The sequence below is a fragment of the Edaphobacter acidisoli genome (genome assembly GCF_014642855.1).
GTDB lineage: Bacteria > Acidobacteriota > Terriglobia > Terriglobales > Acidobacteriaceae > Edaphobacter > Edaphobacter acidisoli.
Genome location: NZ_BMJB01000001.1, coordinates 2,980,551 through 3,002,482, shown reverse-complemented (window position 1 = coordinate 3,002,482; position 21,932 = coordinate 2,980,551). Strand labels below are relative to the sequence as shown.

Here is a 21,932-nt window from a genome sequence, read left to right as displayed (position 1 = left end):
AGTCGGTATTCTTTTCATCTTTGCCATGAGCTACCATGCTGACCATGCTGACTCGCAGAGTGTTTGGGAAGGTGATGGCTGGCGCGATGGTTTTGCCAGTCAAGCTAGTGGAGGCGCAAGAGGCTCCACGCAAGACTGGATTGGTAGCGCCGCAGTTCTCGGTGATGATGTGGACGCTCAAATCGCGTGGCACGTTTGAAGAGAACCTGGAGCGGGTGGCGGCGGCCGGCTACAGCCATGTGGAACTGACGGGTGAGTTTAGCAAATGGTCGGAGGATGATTGGAAGCGCATCCTTGCGCGCATGCAGGCGCTGAAGCTGAGCGTGGACGCGACCAGTGGCGTGAAGCATGGCTTTGCCGACCCCGCGGGAGGAGATGCTTTTCTCGCTGAGCTGAGAGCGATGATGCCTGCGGTGAAGCGGCTGGGATGCGGGAAGATTATTTTGCTCTCGGGCAAGCGGGTCGAAGGCGCGGCAGAGGGGGCGCAGCATACGGCTTCGATTGAGACGCTAAAGCGCGCTGCGGAACTGCTCGACAAAGCAGGCGTTGTGTGCGTGGTTGAACCGATCGATACGCTGGAGGATCCCACGATCTATCTGGACGGGGTGACGGAGGCGTTTGAGATTGTGCGGGCAGTGGGAAGCCCGAAGGTGAAGGTGCTCTATGACCTCTACCATGAGCAGCGTGAGCACGGAAACCTGATTGAGAAGCTGGAGAAGAATATTGATGAGGTCGCGCTGATCCATATTGCCGATGTTCCAGGAAGGCACGAGCCTGGCACTGGCGAGGTGAATTACGGCAACATTTATCGGCGGCTGGCGGAGTTGAACTACAAGGGCGGGATTGCGATGGAGTTTTATCCTGTCGGGGATGCGGTGGAGACGCTGCGACGTGCGCGGGAAGAGGCGATGCGCGCCTGAAGGGTAACGGGCCGGGGCCGATTAGCGGCTGGTTTTCGCGGGCAGATACAATAAAAGAGATGACTCCGACTGCCGAGCTGGTGCAGATAGACCTTGCCCCGAAGAAGCCCGCGCCTAAGCCTGAGTGGCTGAAGGCGAAGGCGCCGATGGGCGAGACCTTTCATACGCTCAAAAAAATGGCGCGCGAGCTGGAGCTGCACACCGTCTGCGAGAGCGCGCACTGCCCCAACATCGGCGAGTGCTGGAACCAGAAGGCCGCGACCTTCATGATGCTGGGCAATCTGTGCACGCGGCGCTGCGGGTTCTGCGCTGTGCCCAAGGGCAAGCCGGAGCCGATTGACTTCGACGAGCCGCGGCGTGTGGCTTATGCGGTGGCGCAGCTTGGCCTGAACCACGCCGTCGTCACCAGCGTGAACCGCGACGACGACAATATTGGCGCGGCGCGGGCGTTCGTCATGGTCATCGAGGAGATTCGCAGGCAGGCTCCCGGCTGCCGCGTTGAGGTGCTGACGCCGGATTTTCAGGGCGTGGAAGAATCGCTGCGCATGGTTGTGGCCGCGCAGCCGGAGATTCTGAATCACAACATCGAGACTGTGCCGCGCTTGTATCGCATTGCCAAGAGCGGTGGGCGCTACGAGCGCTCGCTTGAGTTTCTTGAGAAGGCCAAGCGAATCGCAGCAGAGAGCGGCCATACACAGGTGACGAAGACTGGCATCATTGTCGGGATGGGCGAAGAGATGCACGAGCTGCTGGCTGTCTTCCGCGACCTGGCGGATCGCAAGGTGGACATTCTGACCATTGGCCAGTATCTGCGGCCCTCGCGCGACCACATCGTGATGACGCGCTACTACACGCCGGAAGAGTTCGCCTTCCTGAAGCATGAGGCGCTGGCGATGGGCTTCAGGCATGTCGAGAGCGGCCCGCTGGTGCGGTCGAGCTATCATGCGCAGGAGCAGGCTGAGTCTACAGGGTTGGCATAGTTCATCAGAGGTGTACTTTGGTCCCTCGATATCCAGTAATGCCCAAAGAAGAATCCCGAGAAGTGCGGTGCGCCATCAGACGTGTATTCGTTGAGGTATGGGACCCGATTGGCGTAATGGATGATCCAGAATGGCCTCGTGACGAATATGACGGTTATATAGGCCGGGTATTCGAACTCTTGGTGTTAGGTGGAACTGATCAGGAGATCGTTGATTATCTTGAATGGGCTATAGCGCGAATGGGGTTGGATAAAAGCAGAGTCAGTCTAAAAAGCGTAGTTGCGGCACTGCGCGCAATTACATGGAAAGGTAAGTCGGATTCAGTGTGACATTCCAGTTGATCTTCTTTTGATGCGAGCGCTACTGGTTGAGCATCCAATCATAGTGATGGAATTCAAGACGATTGAGCCAAAGATTCTCTACTTCGGCACGCCGGTGGCGTTGATCAGTTCGTTGAATGAAGATGGCAGCACGAACCTTGCGCCGATGTCGTCGTTCTGGGCGTTGGGTTGGACGCTGGTGCTGGGGCTGCTCGATGAGACCAAGACGGCGGAGAACCTGGCGCGTCATCCGGAGTGCGTGGTGAATCTGCCTTCGCCTGATATGTGGCGCGAGGTTGAAAAGCTGGCTCCGCTGACGGGTAAAGATCCTGTGCCGGAGTTGAAGGCGAAGCAGTTTCGCTTTGAGGCTCAGAAGTTTAATGCTGCGGGCCTGACGCCGATGGCGAGCGAAAGCGTGCGTCCTGAGCGGGCACGGGAGTGTCCTGTGCACATGGAGGCGCGGGTGACGAAGATGCACAGGCTTGGGGGCGAGCGGCTGGTGCAGCTTGGCGGAGGCTGGGCGGCTGAGGTCGAGATCGTCCGCGTGCATGTTGCGAGCGATTTTGTGCTCGAAGACAGGCACGTCGATCCGGCAAAGTGGTCTCCGCTGATCTACAACTTCCGGCATTATTTTCGGCTGGCTGAACACGAGATGGGCAAGACGTTTCGCGCCGAGCACTAGGGGCTGTGTTCGGCAATGCGCGAGGATTCGCTTGGCGGACGTAAGATAGTGTCCAGCGAAGAGCGAAGGGAGCGCACGATGCTACGGGCCGATGTTGCGGATGTCTCCGCTGTAGACAGATTGGGTTTGAGCGAGCTTGCGCCGCGGGTGGTGCAGTCGGAGATTCGCGCCATGACGGTGGAGTGCGACCGTGTGGGCGGGGTGAATCTGGCGCAGGGTGTTTGCGATACGGAGGTGCCTGCGGTTGTTGCTGAGGGCGCGACGCGTGCCATCCGCGACGGACTCAACATCTATACGCGGCTGGATGGCATTGCGCGTCTGCGGAACGCGATTGCGGCGAAGGTTGAGCGTACGCTTGGCATCGCGGTTGATCCTGACCGCGAGGTGCTCGTTACCAGCGGGACTACGGGAGGCTTTCACGCTGTCGCCATGGCGCTGCTGAATCCGGGCGACGAGGTGCTGGTCTTTGAGCCGTTCTATGGCTATCACGCGAACACGCTTCGCTCGGTGCGCGCTACGGCGGTGCCGGTTGCGTTGAAGGAGCCGGACTGGGCGCTCGATCTGGACACGGTCCGCGCAGCGATTACGCCGCGCACGCGCGCTATGGTTGTCAACACGCCTGTGAACCCCTGTGGTAAGGTCTTTACGCGCGTGGAGCTTGAGGGGCTTGCGGCGATTGCGCAGGAGTTCGATCTCTTCATCTTCACCGATGAGATTTACGAGCACTTCATTTATGGCGGGGTCAAGCACATCAGCCCGGCGATGATTCCCGGGATGCGCGAGCGCACGATTGTGATGTCGGGTTTTTCGAAGACTTTCTCGGTGACGGGCTGGCGCGTCGGCTACCTGCTGGCCGATGCGAAGTGGCTTGGTTCCATCGGGTACTTCCACGACCTGCTCTATGTGTGCGCGCCTGCGCCGTTTCAGCATGGTTGTGCCGATGGCGTGGAGCAGCTTGGGCCGGAGTTTTATATCGATCTTGCGCGTGAGCACGAGGCCAAGCGCACGATGATGGTGGATGCGTTGCGCGCTGCTGGCATGACGCCGCATGTGCCTGATGGGGCCTACTACGTGCTGGCCTCCACGGGCAGCCTGCCGGGTGCGACCGCCGCGGAGAAGGCTCGTGCGCTGCTGGCGAAGACGGGAGTGGCTGCGGTTGCCGGCTCCGCGTTCTTCCGTCCGGGCAAGGGCGAGGACCTGCTGCGCTTCTGCTTTGCCAAGAAGGACGCTGATTTGGCCGAAGCGTGCCGGCGGCTGAAGGCGCTTGCACCGAAGTAATCTCGCGATACGCTCGAAAGACAGTCAGCAGAGAGGGTGCAATTTCAGTAGAATTTGCTTTGGCGCAACCGCGCCCAAGGATGACACGGTTATGGCATCGGCGATGGCGAATATAGAGGCGTTGAAGGGAACGCACCGCGAGCTGAAGACCCGCATGGAGAAGTCGGTGGAGGACTTCCGCAGCTATCTGCTTTCGGCGCGCACGGGCCGCGCGAATGTGCACATGCTCGACCACGTCCGCGTGGACTACTACGGCACGGATACGCCGGTCGCGCAGATGGGCCAGGTGTCGACGCCTGAGCCGACGATGATTCTGGTGCAGCCGTACGACATGAGCATGATCGGCGCGATTGAGAAGGCGATCCGCACTTCGGGTAACGGGCTGAACCCGATGAGCGACGGCAAGGTGGTCCGCGTGCCTGTGCCGCCGATGACGGAGGAGCGGCGCAAGGAAGTGGTGAAGCAGTTGAATAAGACGCTCGAAGATCACAAGACCGCGGTCCGCAACATTCGCCGCGATGGCAACGAGCAGATCAAGAAGGCCGCGAAGGACAAGCTGATCTCCGCCGACGACGAGAAGCGCGCGAATGAAGAGGTGCAGCAGTTGACCGATGCTGAAATCAAGCGCATCGAAGAACTCTTCAAGGCCAAGGAAAAGGAGATTATGACGGTTTAGCCTTTGCGGGAAGGGCATCTCGGATGGGCCGGGCTTAGCGCCCGGCCTTTGCTTTTGCCCGAAGCGGACACGACTCATGCGGCTGCTGCTTTTGCCGATGACGACTCCATGGCGAAAGAACACGTGGAGGCATCCGAGGAGTTCATTGGGCCGGAGAGACGCGGTGTGGCTGCGGAAGACGTGCCGGACCGGCGGCAGCATCCGCGTTATGCGATCGATGCGTGGGCCGAGGTGATTGTGCTGGATGGGTCGCTGCTCTTTCGCGGGCGCGTGCTCGATATCAGTCTCGCCGGGTGCTTTATCCAGACCGAGGCGCGGCTCCACATGCGCCAGCGGACGCCTGTGGAGATCGTCTTTCGCTTGAACGAATCTGTTTTCCGCATCACGGCCACCAGCCGCATGGTGCGGCCTGGCATCGGCGCGGGGTTTTTGTTCGCAGAGATGAGCGAGCGGACGCGTCTTGTGCTGGATGCGCTGATTGCTGAACTGGGCGCGGCTGATTGATGGCCGCTGTGCGGACGGGCTTCCGAAACGACCACACGGCACGATATACTTTGCGGCCTATGGGAAAGCTCTCTTTGTCTGGTTTCGCCGCACCCCTCGTCTGTCTCGCCCTGGCTGTGCCTGCCTTCGCGCAGACGCCTGCGTTGATTGCTGTCAACCAGGGCGATGCCACGGCAAGCGTCATCAGCCCTGCCTCGGCTCGCCAGACGGCGACCATTGCGGAGGACGTGACCGGCGTTCATGCGCATGAGGCTGCGGTGTCGCCGGATGGGCGCACGCTCTATCTGCCCGTCTATGGCAGCACCGGTGTGGGTAAGCCAGGCCTCGACGGCCATGAGATGCTGGTCGTCGATCTTCCTTCGCGCAAGATTATTCATCGCGTTGACTTTGGCCACGGCGTGCGGCCGCACTGCGTTATCTATGACCGCAACAGCGGGCTGCTCTACGTGACCACTGAACTGGATGAGGCTGTCACGGTCATCGACCCGAAGACGCTCCAGATTGTGGCGAAGATTCCGACCGGGCAGCCGCAGTCGCACATGCTTGCCCTGACGCATGATGGCAAACGCGGTTACACGGCGAACGTTGGCCCTGGGACCGTCTCGGTGCTTGACATGGTGGCGCACAAGACGCTCGCTGTCATTCCCATCTCGGGCGAGACGCAGCGGATTTCGATCTCCCCTGACGACAGCATGGTCTTTACGTCAGACCAGATAAAGCCGCGCCTGGCTGTCATCGACACCACGACGAACAAGGTGAAGACGTGGGTCGCGCTGCCGGGTACTGGCTATGGAACTGCTTCCACACACGACGGCCATTGGCTGCTTGTGGCTGTCCCGAAGGCTGGCGAGGTTGCGGTGGTGAATCTGCGGACGCTTAAGGTGGAGCGCACGATTGCCGTTCCGAGCGCGCCGCAGGAGGTCCTTGTTCGCCCGGATGGCCGCGTGGCTTATGTCTCCTGCAACGCGAGCGGCAAGGTTGCGGCGATTGATCTTGCGACGTGGAAGGTGGAGTCGCTCATTAGCGCTGGACCCGGGGCCGATGGGCTTGCGTGGGCGAAGTGAGAGCTTGCTAACAGCGTTTACGTCGTGTGGTCGAGGATGATCTTCCAACCCTGATCTGTCTTCTCGAAGACCAGTGAGAACAGGCCTTCTGCGCTGCCACCGTCTTTTTTGCTTCGGTCGAGGTGATATTTGCCGATGACCACGGCGTAGTTCTCGTCCAGCGTGTGGACCTCGATGTCTGAGTAGGTGAGCGTGCCCATCGACGCCTTCGTCGGATAGTCGCGCTTGTACTCATCCACCATGCCTGCGTATCCGCGTGAGACATCGTGCGTCAGAAAAATAATGTTTGGGGAATTTTTATAGCCCGCTGCAAAGCTGTCGATGTCGCCGTGGTTCCATGCGGCCTCCTGCTTCAGGAGCACCTTCACGATGTCTAGCTCCTGCTGGCTGGCCGTGTGCAAAGGCGACTCGGGCGCAAGCTGGGCGCGAACCATCGGCGGCGCAAACACAATCAAGCTGAGCAAGAAGGAGCAGAAGCAACGGAACAGCATGTCGTAACCTCACAGCGAATGTTGGAAGAAGTGTATACGCGGATTGGCTGGAAGCGAGCACGTAGAACCTGTTGAGTCATTTCTGAGCTAGAGGTGCGGCGCCGGGCCTTCGTCGCATGGCTGAGTTCCAGCCGTCGGCACGATCCAGAGGACTGCGACGGCGGCTATCGCTGCCAGCGCAAAGTAGGGATGGTAGAAGGAGAGCGGCAGCGCGATGAGATAGATGCCGAGCGACATCCAGTGCTTGCGCTCGGTGGCTACGTCCTCCTGCTCGAGCCTGTCTTCGAGGCGCAGGCGCCTGGCAATCGACAAGCGCAGGATGAGGTAGGACACGCCCGTCAGAATCATCGATGCAACATACAGGGCTACGGAAAACGAGTCGATGTTTTTTTCCAACAGATACGCCGTGAAGAAAGGAATCAGCGAGAGCCAGAAGAGAAAGCCCAGGTTCGCCCACAGGATGCGCTGGTCCACCTCGCGCGCGCGATGCAGAAGGTGATGATGGTTGACCCAGTAGACGCCAGTGAAGCTGAACGAGAGCACGTAGACGAACAGCGTCGGAAGGATGGCTCGCAGACCTGCCAGGCCGTTCTGCGAGGGCACCTTCAGCTCCAGGACCATGATGGTGATGATGACGGCGATGACGCCATCGGAGAATGCTTCGAGCCGCGCTGGCGATGTTGTGTGCTTTGGCCTCTTGTCGTGTTCCGGACTCATGGCAGCAAGGATACAACGCCGCACCAAGGGAGTTTGCGAGGAGGTTGTCGTTCAGGAGGGATGACAGGAGGAATAAAATGAAGCTATGGGTGCAAGTCAGGTGGCACAGCCGGGCGCGACGAAGACTGTTCACGCGGTCTGCTCGCACGACTGCCCGGACTCCTGCGGTGTGCTTGTTACCGTAGACCAGATCACTGGGCGCGCGGTGAAGATCGAAGGCGATCCGACGCATCCGGTGACGCGCGGGTTTCTGTGCGGCAAGGTGGCGAAGTATCTCGACCGCGTGTATTCGCCTGATCGCCTGCTCTATCCTATGCGTCGCAAGCGCGGCGCAGCGAAGGGCCCTGCGGGCTATGGCGGCGTCAGTGGGCGCGAGGCCGACGCCTTCGAGCGTATTACGTGGGACGAGGCGCTCGATGAGATCGCTGCGCGTCTGAAGAGCATCGCCGATGAGTTCGGCCCGGAGAGCATTCTGCCCTACAGCTATGCGGGAACCATCGGCCAGCTTGGTTATGGATCGATGGATCGGCGCTTCTTCTACCGGCTGGGTGCGTCGCAGCTGGATCGCACGATCTGCTCGACGGCTGGCGGGGAGGCGTTGGTGAGTGTGTATGGCGTCAAGCTTGGCCCTGCTCCAGAAGATTTTGTTCATGCCGGACTGATTCTCGTGTGGGGCGGCAATGTTCATGGCAACAATGTTCACCTTTGGCCCTTCATCGAAGAGGCTCGTCGCGCGGGTGCGCGCCTGGTGGTGATTGATCCGTACCGCACGCGCACCGCTGCGCTCGCCGATGAGCATCTTGCCATCAACCCTGGCACGGATGCTGCACTCGCGCTGGGCATGATGCATGTCATCCTGCGCGAGGGTCTTGAAGATGCGGGCTATGTTGCACGGTGTACGGAAGGGTTTGCTGAGCTGAAGGCGTATGCGCTCAGGCCTGAGCACTCGCCTGAGGCTGTGGCGCGAGCTACGGGCATTGCTGCGGAGGTTATCGTCCGGCTTGCGCGAGAGTATGCGCTCAGTGGGCGCAAGGGACGCCGCCCTGCTGCGATTCGCCTGAACTACGGGATTCAGCGCAGCCAGAATGGCGGCAACTCTGTGCGCGCTGTGGCTATGCTGCCGCTCATCACTGGGGCGTGGCAGTACAAGGGCGGCGGCGTGCAGCTTTCGACCTCTGGCGCATTTCCCTTCAACTCGAAGGCGCTGCAGATGCCCGAGCTGATGCAGGCGAGCCCGCTTGGCCGTGCGGCCCGCGTGGTGAACATGGCGCAGCTTGGCCGCGCTCTCACTGCGCTTGGCGAGAAGGCAGAAGATGGCCCGCCGGTGAAAGCGCTCTTCGTCTACAACTCGAATCCGGCGGCGATTGCACCGAACCAAAACGATGTGTTGCGTGGGATGCAGCGCGACGACCTCTTTACCGTCGTGCACGAGCAGTTCTTCACCGACACGGCCGACTACGCTGACATTCTGCTGCCAGCCGCAACCTTCCTCGAAACCAAGGACGTGCAGGGAGCCTATGGGCATCTCTTCGCGCAGTTGAGCGAGCCGGCGATTGCGCCGCTCGGCGAGGCTCGCAACAACGTTGCCCTCTTCGGCGCGCTGGCTCAGCGTATGGGCTTCCCTGAGGCCTGCTTTCGCGACGATGAAGACGCGCTCATCGACCAGACACTGGCGTCGGGCAATGCGTGGTTCAGCGGAATCACGCGCGAGCGGCTGGAACGTGAACACCGCGCTCGCGTGCAGCTTCCAACGAATGCCGCTGGCGATGCGCTTCCGTTCAGCACGCCTGACTGGTTTCGGACGCCTAGCGGCAAAGGCGAGCTGACGCCTGTGCCGGTCTTCAACGCACCGGCGGAGTCACGCGCTAACGCCGGCAGCGCATATCCGCTCGAGTTTCTGCCACGCAAGGCTGATAACTACATGAACTCGACCTTCGCCAACATTCCGGCGCACCAGCATATGCAGGCTCGCACGGCGGGTGTGCTGGAGATGCACTCCGCTGACGCAGCCGCGCGCGGCATCGCCACGGGAGATGAGGTCGAGGTCTTCAACGCACGCGGACGCATCGCTCTGCGCGCAGTGATCAACATGCAGGTGCAGGCTGGCGTCGTCTCGGCGCGGCTGGACTGGAACAAGCTCTCTGCGCATGGCGGCAATGTGAACCGCCTGACTTCAGACCGCCTAACTGATATCGGTGGCGGGCCTACGTTCTATTCGACGCTGGTCGAAGTACGCCGCGCGTAAGCTCAGAGCCGCGCCAGCGTTGCCTGGGTGATCTCGCGCAGACGCGATCCGAGTACAGGATGCGCCAGGTATGCTTTTGCCTCTGCGAGGCTGGAGATAGCGAATTGTACGGCCATCGCGCTGGACCCCAGCCCGTGAATCTGCGGGAAGATGAACCACATCCAATGGCTGCGTTTTTCGCCTGCCTGGACCTCAGTCAGAGCACGCGAGTATATTCCCTCCTGGGCCTCGATAAACCGTTCCAGATCATACGCTTCGCGCATCTTCGCCTCTCCCCGTCCATGACCCGCAATCCGCTGTGGACAAGCATTTACCACGATGGTGCGGCTTTATCGCAACCCGATATCTGCCTCAGGCATCTATACTTTCGAGCCATCTGGAGCGGGTTTGGATCAGAGCGCCTTCGGCTGTGGAAAGTATTTTCCTTTTCACTATGCTGCAAATTGCTTTGATTCGTCTAAACTTCGCCCGGGTGAGGAGACAGGGTATTGAAAATACTCGAATGACCTGTTCTCCGCCAGGATTGGCACGAGACGTGCTGCTATGCAAAACGTAGCACACGGGGTCGGAACGCCGACCCAGGAAAGCAGGAAAACAAATGGCAGTATCACCAACATTTACGTGCGTATGTGGGGTCCAGAAGAAAACCAGCAATCACTGGATTCTGGCCAAGGTAACGTCGCGCGGTATCACCTTTATGCCGTGGGACTGGGACCTGGCTCTCTCCAACGACATTATCACCCTCTGTGGAGAGGGCTGCGCTTCGGCGCTACTGAGCCGTTCCCTGGGCGATTGGAAGCGCCCGGCAGTCTCAACCACTGAGCCCACGCCCATCCGGGGTGAGGAGCGAGAGCTGGCTGTAGCCTGACGACCCGGCAGCGGCGAGACAATCCCCAATCTTCCGCCTGATCCAACCTGTGCGCTAAAACCTGAGCATCACTCGCGCTACGAGCAGGCCCAACTATGCAAACTGCCCCATTTGGCATCTGTGGGGAGAACGCAGCGCTGTGCCTGCGGGGCGCGAGTGGCTGACTACTCTTTCGCCTTCAGGCTCGCTTCGTTCTTCTGGATGAAGTCCTCGATCTCGGCTGCCATGCCGAGGATCTTGCGCCACTGCTCCTTGTAGAGCGTCACGGGAAACCGTCCGATGCCGTAGAGCGAGACTGCGCCTTTTTCGCTGACCTTCAGGCTCAGGCCGCGCACGCCCTTGCTCTTCAGCCGCTCGTTCTCTGCCTTCAACCGCTCCAATTCTGCTCTCAGGTCTTCTTCCGACATGCGTGTCTCCTATTTGTGCTGAATCTTCGTCCCTATTTCATCACATGGACACGGACTCTCACCACTTCTCATAACCACCTCTGCACTCCGCGCGGTTTTCCGCAAACAAATCTCTGACAATTGTTAGAGACTTGAACCAGAATATGACGAAAAAGCATCCAGCGAAAAAGCTCCGCGTCGGTGTCCTGTTTGGCGGCCGCTCGGGCGAACACGAGGTCTCGCTCCTCTCCGCAGCCTCGATTCTGAAGGCGATCGATAAGAAGAAGTACGAGGTTGTCCCCATCGGCATCACCAAGCAGGGCCGCTGGGTTACGTCGCACGACGCGCATGCGCTGCTCACAGGCCGGTTCCCGCCGGAGAACCCGCTCCAGGCAGGCGATCCGGAGGCTACGCCCACGGCTGCAGTGCTGAAACGCGGCGAGGCTATCATCGTTCCACCTGTGCCGGCGGAGTCGCTGCAACCGCTCCAGCTTTCGACACGCACCGATCTTGCGCCTGCACATGCGAGCGCGCCGCTTGATCTGGATGCGATCTTTCCTGTTCTGCACGGCACCTTCGGCGAAGACGGTACGATTCAGGGCTTGTTTGAATTGGCTGACATCGCTTATGTCGGCTCCGGGGTGCTCGGCTCGGCCACTGGCATGGACAAGGCCGCGATGAAGAAGCTCTTTAGCGCCGCGGGCCTTCCGCAGACACCGTATCTTGCCCTGCTGCGCAGCGAGTGGCGCGCTGACCCAAAGAAGTGCAGGAAGAAGATCGAAGCCGCGCTTCGCTACCCGCTCTTTGTGAAGCCCGCGAACCTCGGCTCTTCGGTTGGCATCAGCAAAGTCCACGACCGCAGCGAACTTGCCGCAGCGATGGATCTTGCCGCCGGCTTTGATCGCAAGCTTGTCGTTGAGCAAGGTGTCGGCGGACCGGGAGCGAAGCCGCGTGAGTTGGAGGTCGCCGTGCTCGGCAACGATGCGCCTGAGGCGTCGGTTGTTGGCGAGATCGTTCCCGGCGCTGAGTTCTATGACTACGAAGCAAAATATGTCTCTGACACCAGCGTGCCGATCATTCCGGCGAAGCTTACCAAGGCCGAATCGAAGCAGATTCGTGAGATGGCCGTCGCCGCCTTTCGCGCATGCGACTGCGCCGGACTCGCGCGTGTCGACTTCCTGATGGAGCCTGCGCGCAAGGGCAAGAAGCCGCGCATCTATCTGAATGAGATCAACACCATGCCCGGCTTCACCTCGATCAGCATGTATCCGAAGCTGTGGCAGGCCACGGGCATCCCCTACAAACAGCTTATCGACCGGCTCATCGGCCTGGCGATGGAACGCCATCGGGAGAAGCAGGAGACGACGTTCACGCGGAATTAGAGTGTGTCTTCTATTGCTTTCTCAACCGGCAAAGGAACCTAAATCACACGGCTGTAGATATAACCGCCGGAGTCTAGCGCAGCCAACAGCTCTTTTACCTGCTCCGGGCCGCGTGTTTCAAGGGTGATGTCGATGGCTGTGTCGCCCAGGTTCACGCCATAGTAAGCGCGGTTGTAGAGGGTGTCGACGATGTTGGCGCGATGATGCGCAATCAGCCGCGTCAGCTCGGCCAGCGCGCCGGGCTTGTCGAGCAGGTGGATTCGCAGACGAATCATGCGGCCGTCCTGCACCAGACCGCGCTCGATGATCCGCGACAGCAGCGTGACGTCAATGTTGCCGCCGCCAACCACCACCGCTGTGCGCCCGCCTTTGAGCGAGGTCTTCCGCTGCAAGAGCGCAGCAAGTGCCGTTGCGCCTGCGCCCTCGGCGAGCATCTTCTCGCGCTCCAGCAACACCAGAATCGCCGATGCGATCTCGTCTTCATCGACGGTCACAATCTCGTCGACATACTTTTCGACTACTGGAAATGTAATGTCTCCCGCGCGGCGCACGGCGATGCCGTCGGCAATCGTCGTTCCAGGCTCGACCGTTACGATCTTGTGCTCCGCTACTGCCGCAGCCATCGAAGGCAATCGCGAGGTTTGTACGCCCACGACGCGGACTTCGGGCCGTGATTCTTTGATGGCGCACGCAATGCCACCAATGAGGCCGCCGCCGCCAATCGGCACTACGATGGCTTCAAGATCGGGCACCTGCTCAAGCACCTCGAGCCCAATCGTGCCCTGGCCCGCCATGACGACCGGATCGTCGAACGGATGGATAAACGTCATGTCCTGCGCCGCGCACAGCCGCAGCGCTTCTTCGCAGGCTTCGTCATAGTTGGCACCATGTAGCACCACCTCTGCGCCGAAGCCGCGCGTTGCCGTCACCTTTACCAGCGGAGTCGCCAGCGGCATGACAATGGTGCTGCGAATCCCGCGCTTGGTCGCGTGATAGGCCACGCCCTGCGCGTGATTTCCGGCGCTTGCCGCCACCACGCCGCGCGCTGCCTGTTCCGGCGTAAGTGTGGCGATACGGTTCAGCGCGCCACGCTCTTTGAACGCGCCCGTCATTTGCAGGTTTTCGAGCTTGAGAAAGACCTCTTGCCCAGTCAACTGTGACAGCACCACAGAGTGTGCGCACGGTGTGTAGTACACGGACCCACGAAGGCGCTCGCGAGCTGCCGCGATGTCGGCCAGCGTGATATTGAGATTGCTTGTTGAACTCACAGGGTTAGACATTCCTTCCCGTTTCAGCTTATGACATCTCGAAAGGCTTAACACCGATTTGCACCGATGCCACCGATTCGATTACGGATCGACGCGGGCTCGAGTCATGAATTGCTTTGCTTTGCGCGGCACGGCATGGAGCAATCCGCGTCTATCCGTGGTCGTTCTTAAGATCGGTGCTCATCGGTGTCCATCCGTGTCAGGCCTTCCTTACCGCCGTCGCCGGAACTGATTTGCCAGCTCAAACTCTTCGCGCAGCTCAGGCGTGCGCAGGTTTTCGCGCAGATGTGTCAACCTCTGCTCGAGCGCCAGCAGCGTGTCGGCAATCGGCTTCGTGTTGGTCATCGCTACATCGCGCCACATGCTGTACGGGCTCGCGCCCAGCCGCGTCGTCTCGCGCAGCGCGCGGCCGCCGATTGCACTAATCTCCGCTGCATCGGCGAACGTGTCTTCTAGCAGAGCTGCCAGCGCCGTCGAGAGCATCTGCGGCAGATGGCTTACCCACGCGCAGATCTCATCGTGCCGCGCAGCATCCATGTCGAGCGAACGCGTGCCGAAGCAGCCGATCCAACCCCGCCACTCCTTCTCCGCAGCAGTCGGCTTTTCCGAAAGAGGCGTGAACAGCCACATCGCGCCGTCGAACAGCCCGGCCTCCGCCAGCATAGCGCCGCCGGACTCCTTGCCCGCCATTGGATGGCCCGGCAGAAAGACCGCGCGACCATCGCCTCCATAAAGCTTCGCTGCCAGCTCTCTGATCTCGAGCTTTGTGCTGCCAACGTCTGTGATGAGCTGCCCGGCGCCAACGATCGGCGCCAGCGCCTGCATCCAGTCCTTGATTGCAAGCACCGGCACAGCCAGCACAATCACGTCGGCAACACGCGCAATCTGAAGCGCAGCCTCGCGACTGGCGGCCTTGCCATCGATAGCGCCCATCTGCTCTGCAGCGGCAAGCTCCAGCGAGCTCTGGTCCCAGCCATCGATGCGACCCACGAAGCCCGCCGACCGCAGGGCAAGCCCCACTGAGGCGCCAATCAGCCCTGTGCCAACGATCAGAACCCGTTCCATCATCGCGTGCGCCGTCCTTTATGCAGGCTAAGCAATCTTCCGCCCGACCACTGGCGCCAGCTTCCGCAACTGCGCCATCAGCTTCTCCAATTGTTCAGGATACAAGCTTTGCGCGCCGTCGCTCATCGCCTTCTCCGGGTCCGGATGCATCTCCATCAGCAGGCCGTCTGCGCCGGCAGCCACAGCGGCCAGCGCCATCGGTGGCACCAGGTCGCGGATGCCCACGCCGTGCGATGGGTCGCCAAGCACTGGCAGGTGCGTCAACTTCTTCAGCACCGGAATCGCCGAGATGTCCATCGTGTTGCGCGTGTAGGTCTCGAACGTGCGGACGCCGCGCTCGCACAGCATCAGGTCGTAGTTGCCGCCGGAGAGAATGTACTCCGCGCTCAAGAGGACCTCTTCAATTGTCGCCGCGATGCCGCGCTTCAGCAGACATGGCTTGCGCACGTGGCCCAGCTCGCGGAGCAGGTTGAAGTTCTGCATGTTGCGCGCGCCGATCTGGAAGCAGTCGATGTAAGGCAACATCACCTCGATCTGCGATATCTCCATCACTTCAGTGATGACCAGCAGCCCGGTCTCGTCGGCAACTTCGCGCAGCAGCTTCAGGCCTTCGAGGCCCATGCCCTGGAAGCTGTACGGCGAACTGCGGGGCTTGAACGCGCCTCCGCGCAGGAACTTCGCACCCGCGGCCTTCACCTTCTTCGCGCTGTCCAAGATCTGCGCGCGCGATTCGACCGAGCACGGCCCGGCCATGACGACAACCTCTTCGTTGCCCACGACGACGCCATTCGGGAAGGTAATCTTTGTGCCCTCGGGGCGGAAGCCGCGGCCGGCGAGCTTGTATGGCGACGAGATGCGGTACGCATCCTGCACCCCGGTCAGCACCTTGAACTCGTTTACGTCAAAGTGTGACGGCGTCCCTACGCCCGCAAGGATTGTCTGGATTTCGCCGGTTGTTCTGTGGACGTTGAAGCCAAGCTCCACCATCCGCTCGATGACGTGTTGAATATTCTCTTCAGTTGCATGGTCCTGCATCGCTACGATCATGGATTTCGCGCCACTCTTTCTGTATGTAACTAAAATTGATACAAATGACGCCGTCGTTCAGGCCAGCTAGGCGTCCCGTCGTTGCAGAGTCCGCATCACGTCGATGATGCGCTCATACACGTGCTGAATCTCGGCGTCCGCCAGAGGTCCAGCATTGACGGAACGAACGTGGTCAAACACGATCTGTTCGCGCCTGGGCTCATAAACGGGAAGGTCCGACACGCGTTTGAGCTCTCCAATCGCCCGCGCCGCCTCTGCGCGTTGGTTGATGAGCCGCACAATCTGCTCATCGAGCTCATCAATCTTCTTCCGCCAGTCGGAGATCTCCATTGCCATCCCTCATGTTCGAGCTGCGCGCCATCATGCGTCGCGTGCCGCGAAAATTTTCCGTACGCACCATGATAAACGGCGGAGTTGCCTGCGTTCTTGCTGTCAGCTATCACCCGCGCACCTCCCGGATGAACTTGCCTACGGCTGCCGCGGCTCCGTCCGCGCCGGTTTTTTCAATCAGCGCCACCAGCGCGCTGCCGATCACAGCCGCATCGGCAAACTCGCCTACGGCGCGCACATGCTCGGGCGTCGAGATGCCAAATCCCACGGCGATCGGCAGCTTCGTGAACTTTCTGAGGCGCGCCACCAGCTCCGGCGCGTCGCTCGCCACCTTCTGCTGCGTGCCCGTAATTCCCACGCGCGAGATAGCGTAGACAAATCCCTGAGAGACTTCGGCGATTGCCTTCAACCGTGCATCGGGGCTCGTCGGTGCGGCCAGAAACACCGGAGCAAGCTTGTTCGCGTGCATCGCTTCGAGGTATTCGCCCGCCTCTTCGACGATCATATCGGTCAAAAGCACTCCGTCCGCACCCGCCTCGGCAGCGCGCTCCGTGAACGTCCGCATCCCCATCCGTACCACGGGGTTCAGGTACGAGAACAGCACCAGCCCTGCTGAAGGACGCGCCGCGCGCAGCTCCTTCGCAAGAGCAAGCACATCCACCAGCCGCGTTCCACGCGCAACGGCCCGCTCGCTCGCCCGCTGAATCACCGGCCCATCCGCAAGCGGATCGCTGAAGGGCACGCCCAGTTCAATCACATCCGCGCCGTTATCAATCGCCGCCAGCGCAATTTCTCTCGTCGCCGCAAGATCAGGATCACCCGCGGTCAGATACGCAACAATTCCTGGCTTCTTCTTAAACTCAATCGCCATCCGTTTCTGCTCCTGTCCCTATACGCCCTGTATCTTCAGCTCTCTCGACAAAATCCCCATGTCCTTATCGCCTCGTCCTGACAGATTCACCATCAGGACATCCGTCTTCGCCATTGTGGGAGCAAGACGAATGGCTTCGGCGACTGCGTGTGCGCTTTCGAGCGCGGGCAGGATGCCTTCTGTGCGCGAGAGCGTTACCGTAGCCTTCAACGCCGCGTCGTCCGTGCATGATGTGTAGGTGGCGCGGCCTGTGTCGTGCAGCATCGCGTGTTCCGGGCCTACGCTCGCGTAGTCGAGACCCGCGCTTACTGAGTGCGTTGTTGCCACCTGGCCGTTCTCATCCTGCAGGACGTAGCTGTATGTTCCTTGCAGTACGCCTGGCACGCCGCCGTCTACCTTCTGGAAACGCGCCGCGTGTTCGCCCAGCTTTGGCCCGCGTCCGCCAGCTTCGACGCCAATGAGTTGCACATTCTTGTCGCCAAGAAATTCGTAGAACGCGCCAATGGCGTTCGAGCCACCGCCTACGCACGCGACGATCGCGGTTGGCAGCTTGCCCTCGCGCTCGAGCATCTGCGCCTTCGCCTCGCGGCTGATGACGCGGTGAAAGTCCCGCACCATCGTCGGGTAAGGATGTGCGCCAAGCGCCGAGCCGAGGATGTAGTACGTTGTCCGCACATTCGTGACCCAGTCGCGCATCGCTTCGTTGATCGCGTCCTTCAGTGTCGCCGACCCCGCCGCCACGCCGCGCACCTCAGCGCCCAGCAGACGCATCCGGTAGACGTTCAGCTCCTGCCGCCGCATGTCCTCTTCGCCCATGTAGATGACGCACTCCATGCCCAGCAGCGCGCAGACGGTGGCCGTGGCCACGCCGTGCTGCCCCGCGCCCGTCTCGGCGATGATACGGTGCTTGCCCATCCGCCGCGCCAGCAGCCCCTGGCCGAGGGCGTTGTTGATCTTGTGCGCGCCGGTGTGGAGCAGGTCTTCGCGCTTCAGGTAGATCTTCGCGCCGCCACACTGCTCCGTCAGCCGTTTGGCGAAGTAGAGCGGCGTCGGCCGCCCGCAGTAGTTCCTGAGCAGATCGTCCAGCTCTGCCTGAAACGCTGCGTCTTCCCTGGCCGCGTTGTACGCTGCTTCCAGCTCCTCAAGCGCCGCCATCAGCGTCTCCGGCACATACCGCCCGCCGTACGCTCCAAACCGTCCAGCCACCGACCGCGCTGGATTCACTATCGTCGCTGTCGTACTCATCACACGCTCCTTACCGCACAAAGCAAGGGCCGCGACTCTTGTGGTCGCGGCCCGGGTGGATTTCGCTTCAACTGAATACTGCTAACAATCCTTCAGATGAGCCTACTCCGCCGTCGCCGCTACCGTGCGCCAGTAGCGGAAGATAAAAATTTGGCTGGAGAAGTTTGTCATCTTGTTATCCACAATACACGCGAGCGCCCTTTCACCGCAACCCGCCGCCCTAAATCTTCTGTGCGCGCTGCACGTCGAGCACACCTGGCACGCGCCTGAGCCGTTCCACCAGACGATTCAGGTGGCGGAGGTCCACTGTCTCGACGACAAAGTCGACGACGGCGTTGCCATCGTCGACATCGCGCGTGTCCACACTGCGGATATTGGTTCCATCGTCGGAGATGATTGCGGTGAACTCTTTGAGCATCCCCGTGCGGTTTTCGCAGGTCACGGACAGTTTCACAGGGTAGGTTTGCTGCTTCACTGTTCCTGGCTCTGTTGGTGTCGGCGCCCACTCGACCTGAATTCTGCGGTCGGACTCGTACAGCAGGTTCTGCACATTTGGACAGCTTCGCGCGTGGACCGCTACGCCCTTGCCGCGCGTAACGTAGCCGATAATCTCTTCGCCGCGAATCGGGTTACAACAGCGCGCGCGGTACACGAGTAGGTCGTCCTTGCCCTCGACTTGCAGCGACTCCGAACCTTTGCCGAAGAAGACGCGCTTCACTGCCTCGGACATCTGGCCCAGCGCGTTGCCTACGCCGGCCTCGGGCGCAGCCGGTTCAGGAGAGGCCGTGGCGCCGGGTTCGAGCTTGTTCAACACCTGCCGTGCGGAGTACTTCCCAAAGCCAACCGCAGAGAGCAGATCCGCGTGCGTGCCCAAACCGTACTCGCCAGCCACGCGCACATAGTCTGTTTCGCCGAACTTCGTGAGTGCGACCTTGTACTTGCGCGCCTCACGCTCGATCAGCTTTCGGCCAATCTCCACGGCGCGCTCGCGCTGGTGTTCGTTGAGCCAGTGCTTGATCTTGTTGCGTGCTCGCGAGCTCTTCACGAAGCTCAGCCAGTCGCGGCTCGGCGCGTGGCCGGTCTGCGTGATGATCTCGACGATATCGCCGTTGCGCAGCCGTGTCCGCAGCGGCACGATGCGCCCATTTACCTTCGCGCCGACTGTCGTGTCGCCTACCTGCGTGTGAATCGCGTAGGCGAAATCGACTGGGCTTGCGTCCTTGGGCAACACTACGACCTTGCCCTTCGGGGTGAAGGTGTAGACCTCCTCCGGGTACAGGTCGATTTTGAGTGTCGACATGAACTCGTTGGGGTCGGACATCTCGCGCTGCCACTCCATCAACTGCCGCACCCACGCCAGCCGCTGCTCGTCCTTTGCGCTGACGTTGTCGTCGGCCTTGTACTTCCAGTGCGCTGCAATGCCCTCTTCGGCGACGCGATGCATCTCCTCGGTGCGAATTTGCACCTCAAACTGATGGCCGCCTTCGGCAATCAGCGTCGTATGCAGCGACTGATACATATTCGGCCGCGGCATCGCGATAAAGTCTTTGATCCTGCCCGGCACCGGCCGCCATATCGAGTGCAGCAGGCCGAGCAGCGCATAGCAGTCCTGCACCGTCGTGCAGATGACCCGCACGGCCAGCAGGTCGTATACCTGGTCTACAGGAATTTTCTGATCGTTCAGTTTTTGCTGGATCGAATAGAGCCGCTTGATTCTCCACTCAACGCGGCCCTTGATCTTGAATTCTTTGAGCTTCGCTTCAAGCTGCGTGCCAATCTTTTCAAGGAACTCTTCGCCAGCGCCACGCAGCGCATCGACCTCATGCGACACGCGCTCGTATCCGTAAGGATCGGTATACCGAAACGCGAGGTCTTCCAGCTCGCCGCGCAGCTTGCCCATGCCGAGCCGGTGCGCCAGCGGAGCGTAGATGTCCAGCGTCTCCTTTGCAATCTTCTGCTGCTTCTCGGGCTTCAAGTGCTCCAGCGTGCGCATGTTGTGCAGCCGGTCGGCCAGCTTGATGATGACCACGCGCACGTCCGTCACCATGGCCAGCAGCATCTTGCGAATGTTCTCCGCCTGATGGTCCTCGCGGTTGGCAAATTTGATCTTGTCCAGCTTCGTCACACCTTCAACGATGTGCGCCACCTGGTCGCCAAACCGCTTCGCAATCTCCGGCGAAGTCACATCTGTGTCTTCGACAGCATCATGCAGCAGCCCGGCCGCAATCGCCGTCGAGTCCATCTTCAGCTCGGCTAACACCTGCGCCACTTCGAGCGGATGAATCACATACGGTTCGCCGCTCGCGCGCTTCTGACCCTCATGATGTTCGAGACAAAACGCCCACGCCTTGCGAATGATTTCGAGATCATCCCCCGGCCGGTTCTCGTGGACCGTCGCCAGCACCTTCTCAAACTTGTTATCGATGGTCTTGATCTCGTCAGGTGAAAGCCCCGTCAGACGCGAAGCAGCCGAATTCGGCACTACAGACTCTTCTGGCAACACCGCGCCAGCAGTCGGCGAAATCCCTTGCGGAAGAGCCACTTCCGGCCCGGCTCCATTTGGCCCAACGGCCAAATCCCGAGATTTCGTCTCATCCTCAACGCGCGACTCGACGCCAGCCCCCGATGGGACTGAATTTGCGGGAACCATATGTAATTATAGGCCGACCCGTCAACCTCGCGCCGTTCGTAGCATTTGCGGGGCTTAATCAGAGCATCGTGGAAGCTCTTCGAGCCATCGACAAAAATAGAGCCTCCACTACGTGCCGTCGGACGGCACGTAGTGGAGAGGGTTTATCGCCGAACTGACTACACGACAGCACTAGCCAAGCGAGATCATGCGTCGCCGCACAAGACCCGCGATGCCAAGCATGCCGGCACCCAGCAACGCGATCGAAGCTGGTTCCGGAACTGCGGCCGGTGTAGCAATGGCTGAAGCCGAGTACGTGGTACTCGTTTGTCCATTCACGAGTTGAGAGGTGAAGGTAAAGCTGCCTGGGCTCGACGTGTATGCGGTTGGGCCCGAGGCTGTGAAATAGCCATCACCTGTTACGTCCAGACAAACTGCTCCGCTCAGACATCCGCCACCGCTGGAATAATCGGCGGTGTAGTCCTGCATGATGAAGTTGAAGATTTCATTGTTCGATGCAGTCGTCGTGAAGAGCGTGAGCGGCTGAAGAGTGGTCGGCACTGTGTTGAACCCCTGGTTGTAAGGCAGGGGGGTTGATGATGGAAAAGCAGGAAAGAACGTAATGTGCGTTCCATCGGACAGGACACTGAAGCTGCCTGTATTTGCGCCTGCTCCTCCATTCACTTCTCCATCTGTGCCGAACGTGATCGTAGAGGAAGTGAAGGTATCACTGCCCTGGGCCGACAACGTTCCAGAGATAGGATCAGCAAAAAGAACAACAGGCAACGTCAACGCGGCAGCCAAGGCTACGAGTGATTTGAGCATATTGAACCTCCGGGGGAAGTGCGGATGCGTCTTCCGTCGTGCTTCTTGCTCGCATCGATACTTATTACGGATGCCCGTGGTTCGCGCGATGTCGCCTATTCACGTTGCCTGCAGATGATGATGTTTCTCGTCCTGACGA

At 60.4% G+C, this 21,932-nt stretch carries 23 protein-coding genes; 11 read left to right on the top strand and 12 right to left on the bottom strand.

The genetic code is table 11. The features are described from left to right. Positions 1-35 precede the first annotated feature (35 nt). The 8 genes from IEX36_RS12245 to IEX36_RS12215 all read left to right on the top strand — a co-directional run bounded on the left by IEX36_RS12245 (position 36) and on the right by IEX36_RS12215 (position 6,424). Entirely contained in the window at positions 36-920 is an 885-nt protein-coding gene (locus tag IEX36_RS12245) for a hydroxypyruvate isomerase family protein (protein WP_229668926.1), read from the top strand. A 59-nt stretch (positions 921-979) separates the two neighbouring features. Further along, complete coding sequence (lipA, locus tag IEX36_RS12240; protein ID WP_188759557.1) at positions 980-1,900, top strand: lipoyl synthase; 921 nt, start codon at positions 980-982, stop codon at positions 1,898-1,900. Positions 1,901-1,938: 38 nt separating this feature from the next. Continuing rightward, the gene (locus IEX36_RS17505) at positions 1,939-2,229 is read left to right on the top strand and encodes a hypothetical protein (protein WP_229668925.1); all 291 of its coding nucleotides are present in this window, start codon (positions 1,939-1,941) and stop codon (positions 2,227-2,229) included. 58 nt (positions 2,230-2,287) lie between these two features. Continuing rightward, positions 2,288-2,902, top strand: coding sequence for a flavin reductase family protein (locus tag IEX36_RS12235; RefSeq protein WP_229668924.1), 615 nt, complete (start codon positions 2,288-2,290; stop codon positions 2,900-2,902). A 78-nt stretch (positions 2,903-2,980) separates the two neighbouring features. Beyond that, positions 2,981-4,180 (top strand): pyridoxal phosphate-dependent aminotransferase, encoded by a 1,200-nt coding sequence (locus IEX36_RS12230; RefSeq protein ID WP_188759555.1) that lies wholly within the window; start codon positions 2,981-2,983, stop codon positions 4,178-4,180. Positions 4,181-4,271: 91 nt separating this feature from the next. Next, a complete protein-coding gene (gene frr / locus IEX36_RS12225; RefSeq protein ID WP_188759554.1) occupies positions 4,272-4,856 on the top strand; it encodes a ribosome recycling factor in 585 nt (194 codons plus the stop codon). A 108-nt stretch (positions 4,857-4,964) separates the two neighbouring features. Next, positions 4,965-5,360: a PilZ domain-containing protein gene (locus IEX36_RS12220; RefSeq protein ID WP_188759553.1), complete on the top strand. Its 396-nt coding sequence runs from the start codon at positions 4,965-4,967 to the stop codon at positions 5,358-5,360. Between the two features lie 59 nt (positions 5,361-5,419). Further along, a complete protein-coding gene (locus IEX36_RS12215; RefSeq protein ID WP_188759552.1) occupies positions 5,420-6,424 on the top strand; it encodes a cytochrome D1 domain-containing protein in 1,005 nt (334 codons plus the stop codon). A 17-nt stretch (positions 6,425-6,441) separates the two neighbouring features. Here the strand turns inward: IEX36_RS12215 and IEX36_RS12210 are convergent, their stop codons facing one another. Next, entirely contained in the window at positions 6,442-6,915 is a 474-nt protein-coding gene (locus tag IEX36_RS12210) for a YybH family protein (RefSeq protein WP_188759551.1), read from the bottom strand. 87 nt (positions 6,916-7,002) lie between these two features. Next, positions 7,003-7,632 (bottom strand): TMEM175 family protein, encoded by a 630-nt coding sequence (locus IEX36_RS12205; RefSeq protein ID WP_188759550.1) that lies wholly within the window; start codon positions 7,630-7,632, stop codon positions 7,003-7,005. Between the two features lie 85 nt (positions 7,633-7,717). Between IEX36_RS12205 and IEX36_RS12200 the strand changes: the two genes are divergently transcribed. Next, on the top strand, positions 7,718-9,877 hold the full coding sequence (locus IEX36_RS12200; protein WP_188759549.1) for a molybdopterin-containing oxidoreductase family protein: 2,160 nt from the start codon (positions 7,718-7,720) through the stop codon (positions 9,875-9,877). Positions 9,878-9,879: 2 nt separating this feature from the next. Here the strand turns inward: IEX36_RS12200 and IEX36_RS12195 are convergent, their stop codons facing one another. Then, a complete protein-coding gene (locus tag IEX36_RS12195; protein ID WP_188759548.1) occupies positions 9,880-10,140 on the bottom strand; it encodes a DUF1810 family protein in 261 nt (86 codons plus the stop codon). Positions 10,141-10,475: 335 nt separating this feature from the next. Between IEX36_RS12195 and IEX36_RS12190 the strand changes: the two genes are divergently transcribed. Next, the gene (locus IEX36_RS12190) at positions 10,476-10,745 is read left to right on the top strand and encodes a hypothetical protein (RefSeq protein ID WP_188759547.1); all 270 of its coding nucleotides are present in this window, start codon (positions 10,476-10,478) and stop codon (positions 10,743-10,745) included. A gap of 164 nt (positions 10,746-10,909) precedes the next feature. Here the strand turns inward: IEX36_RS12190 and IEX36_RS12185 are convergent, their stop codons facing one another. Next, complete coding sequence (locus IEX36_RS12185; protein WP_188759546.1) at positions 10,910-11,152, bottom strand: hypothetical protein; 243 nt, start codon at positions 11,150-11,152, stop codon at positions 10,910-10,912. A gap of 143 nt (positions 11,153-11,295) precedes the next feature. Between IEX36_RS12185 and IEX36_RS12180 the strand changes: the two genes are divergently transcribed. Continuing rightward, positions 11,296-12,513 (top strand): D-alanine--D-alanine ligase family protein, encoded by a 1,218-nt coding sequence (locus tag IEX36_RS12180; RefSeq protein WP_188759545.1) that lies wholly within the window; start codon positions 11,296-11,298, stop codon positions 12,511-12,513. A 38-nt stretch (positions 12,514-12,551) separates the two neighbouring features. Here the strand turns inward: IEX36_RS12180 and IEX36_RS12175 are convergent, their stop codons facing one another. The 8 genes from IEX36_RS12175 to IEX36_RS17500 all read right to left on the bottom strand — a co-directional run bounded on the left by IEX36_RS12175 (position 12,552) and on the right by IEX36_RS17500 (position 21,793). After that, positions 12,552-13,781: a threonine ammonia-lyase gene (locus IEX36_RS12175; protein WP_308422303.1), complete on the bottom strand. Its 1,230-nt coding sequence runs from the start codon at positions 13,779-13,781 to the stop codon at positions 12,552-12,554. Between the two features lie 210 nt (positions 13,782-13,991). After that, positions 13,992-14,849 (bottom strand): prephenate dehydrogenase, encoded by an 858-nt coding sequence (locus IEX36_RS12170; protein WP_188759543.1) that lies wholly within the window; start codon positions 14,847-14,849, stop codon positions 13,992-13,994. A 24-nt stretch (positions 14,850-14,873) separates the two neighbouring features. After that, positions 14,874-15,893, bottom strand: a complete 1,020-nt coding sequence (gene aroF, locus IEX36_RS12165; RefSeq protein WP_188759542.1) for a 3-deoxy-7-phosphoheptulonate synthase — start codon at positions 15,891-15,893, stop codon at positions 14,874-14,876. Between the two features lie 66 nt (positions 15,894-15,959). Then, entirely contained in the window at positions 15,960-16,223 is a 264-nt protein-coding gene (locus tag IEX36_RS12160) for a chorismate mutase (protein ID WP_188759996.1), read from the bottom strand. 109 nt (positions 16,224-16,332) lie between these two features. Then, complete coding sequence (trpA, locus tag IEX36_RS12155) at positions 16,333-17,094, bottom strand: tryptophan synthase subunit alpha (RefSeq protein ID WP_188759541.1); 762 nt, start codon at positions 17,092-17,094, stop codon at positions 16,333-16,335. 18 nt (positions 17,095-17,112) lie between these two features. Next, complete coding sequence (gene trpB / locus IEX36_RS12150; RefSeq protein WP_188759540.1) at positions 17,113-18,339, bottom strand: tryptophan synthase subunit beta; 1,227 nt, start codon at positions 18,337-18,339, stop codon at positions 17,113-17,115. A gap of 220 nt (positions 18,340-18,559) precedes the next feature. Then, positions 18,560-20,989: a RelA/SpoT family protein gene (locus IEX36_RS12145; protein WP_373283038.1), complete on the bottom strand. Its 2,430-nt coding sequence runs from the start codon at positions 20,987-20,989 to the stop codon at positions 18,560-18,562. A 171-nt stretch (positions 20,990-21,160) separates the two neighbouring features. After that, positions 21,161-21,793 (bottom strand): PEP-CTERM sorting domain-containing protein, encoded by a 633-nt coding sequence (locus IEX36_RS17500; RefSeq protein ID WP_229668923.1) that lies wholly within the window; start codon positions 21,791-21,793, stop codon positions 21,161-21,163. Positions 21,794-21,932: the final 139 nt, after the last annotated feature.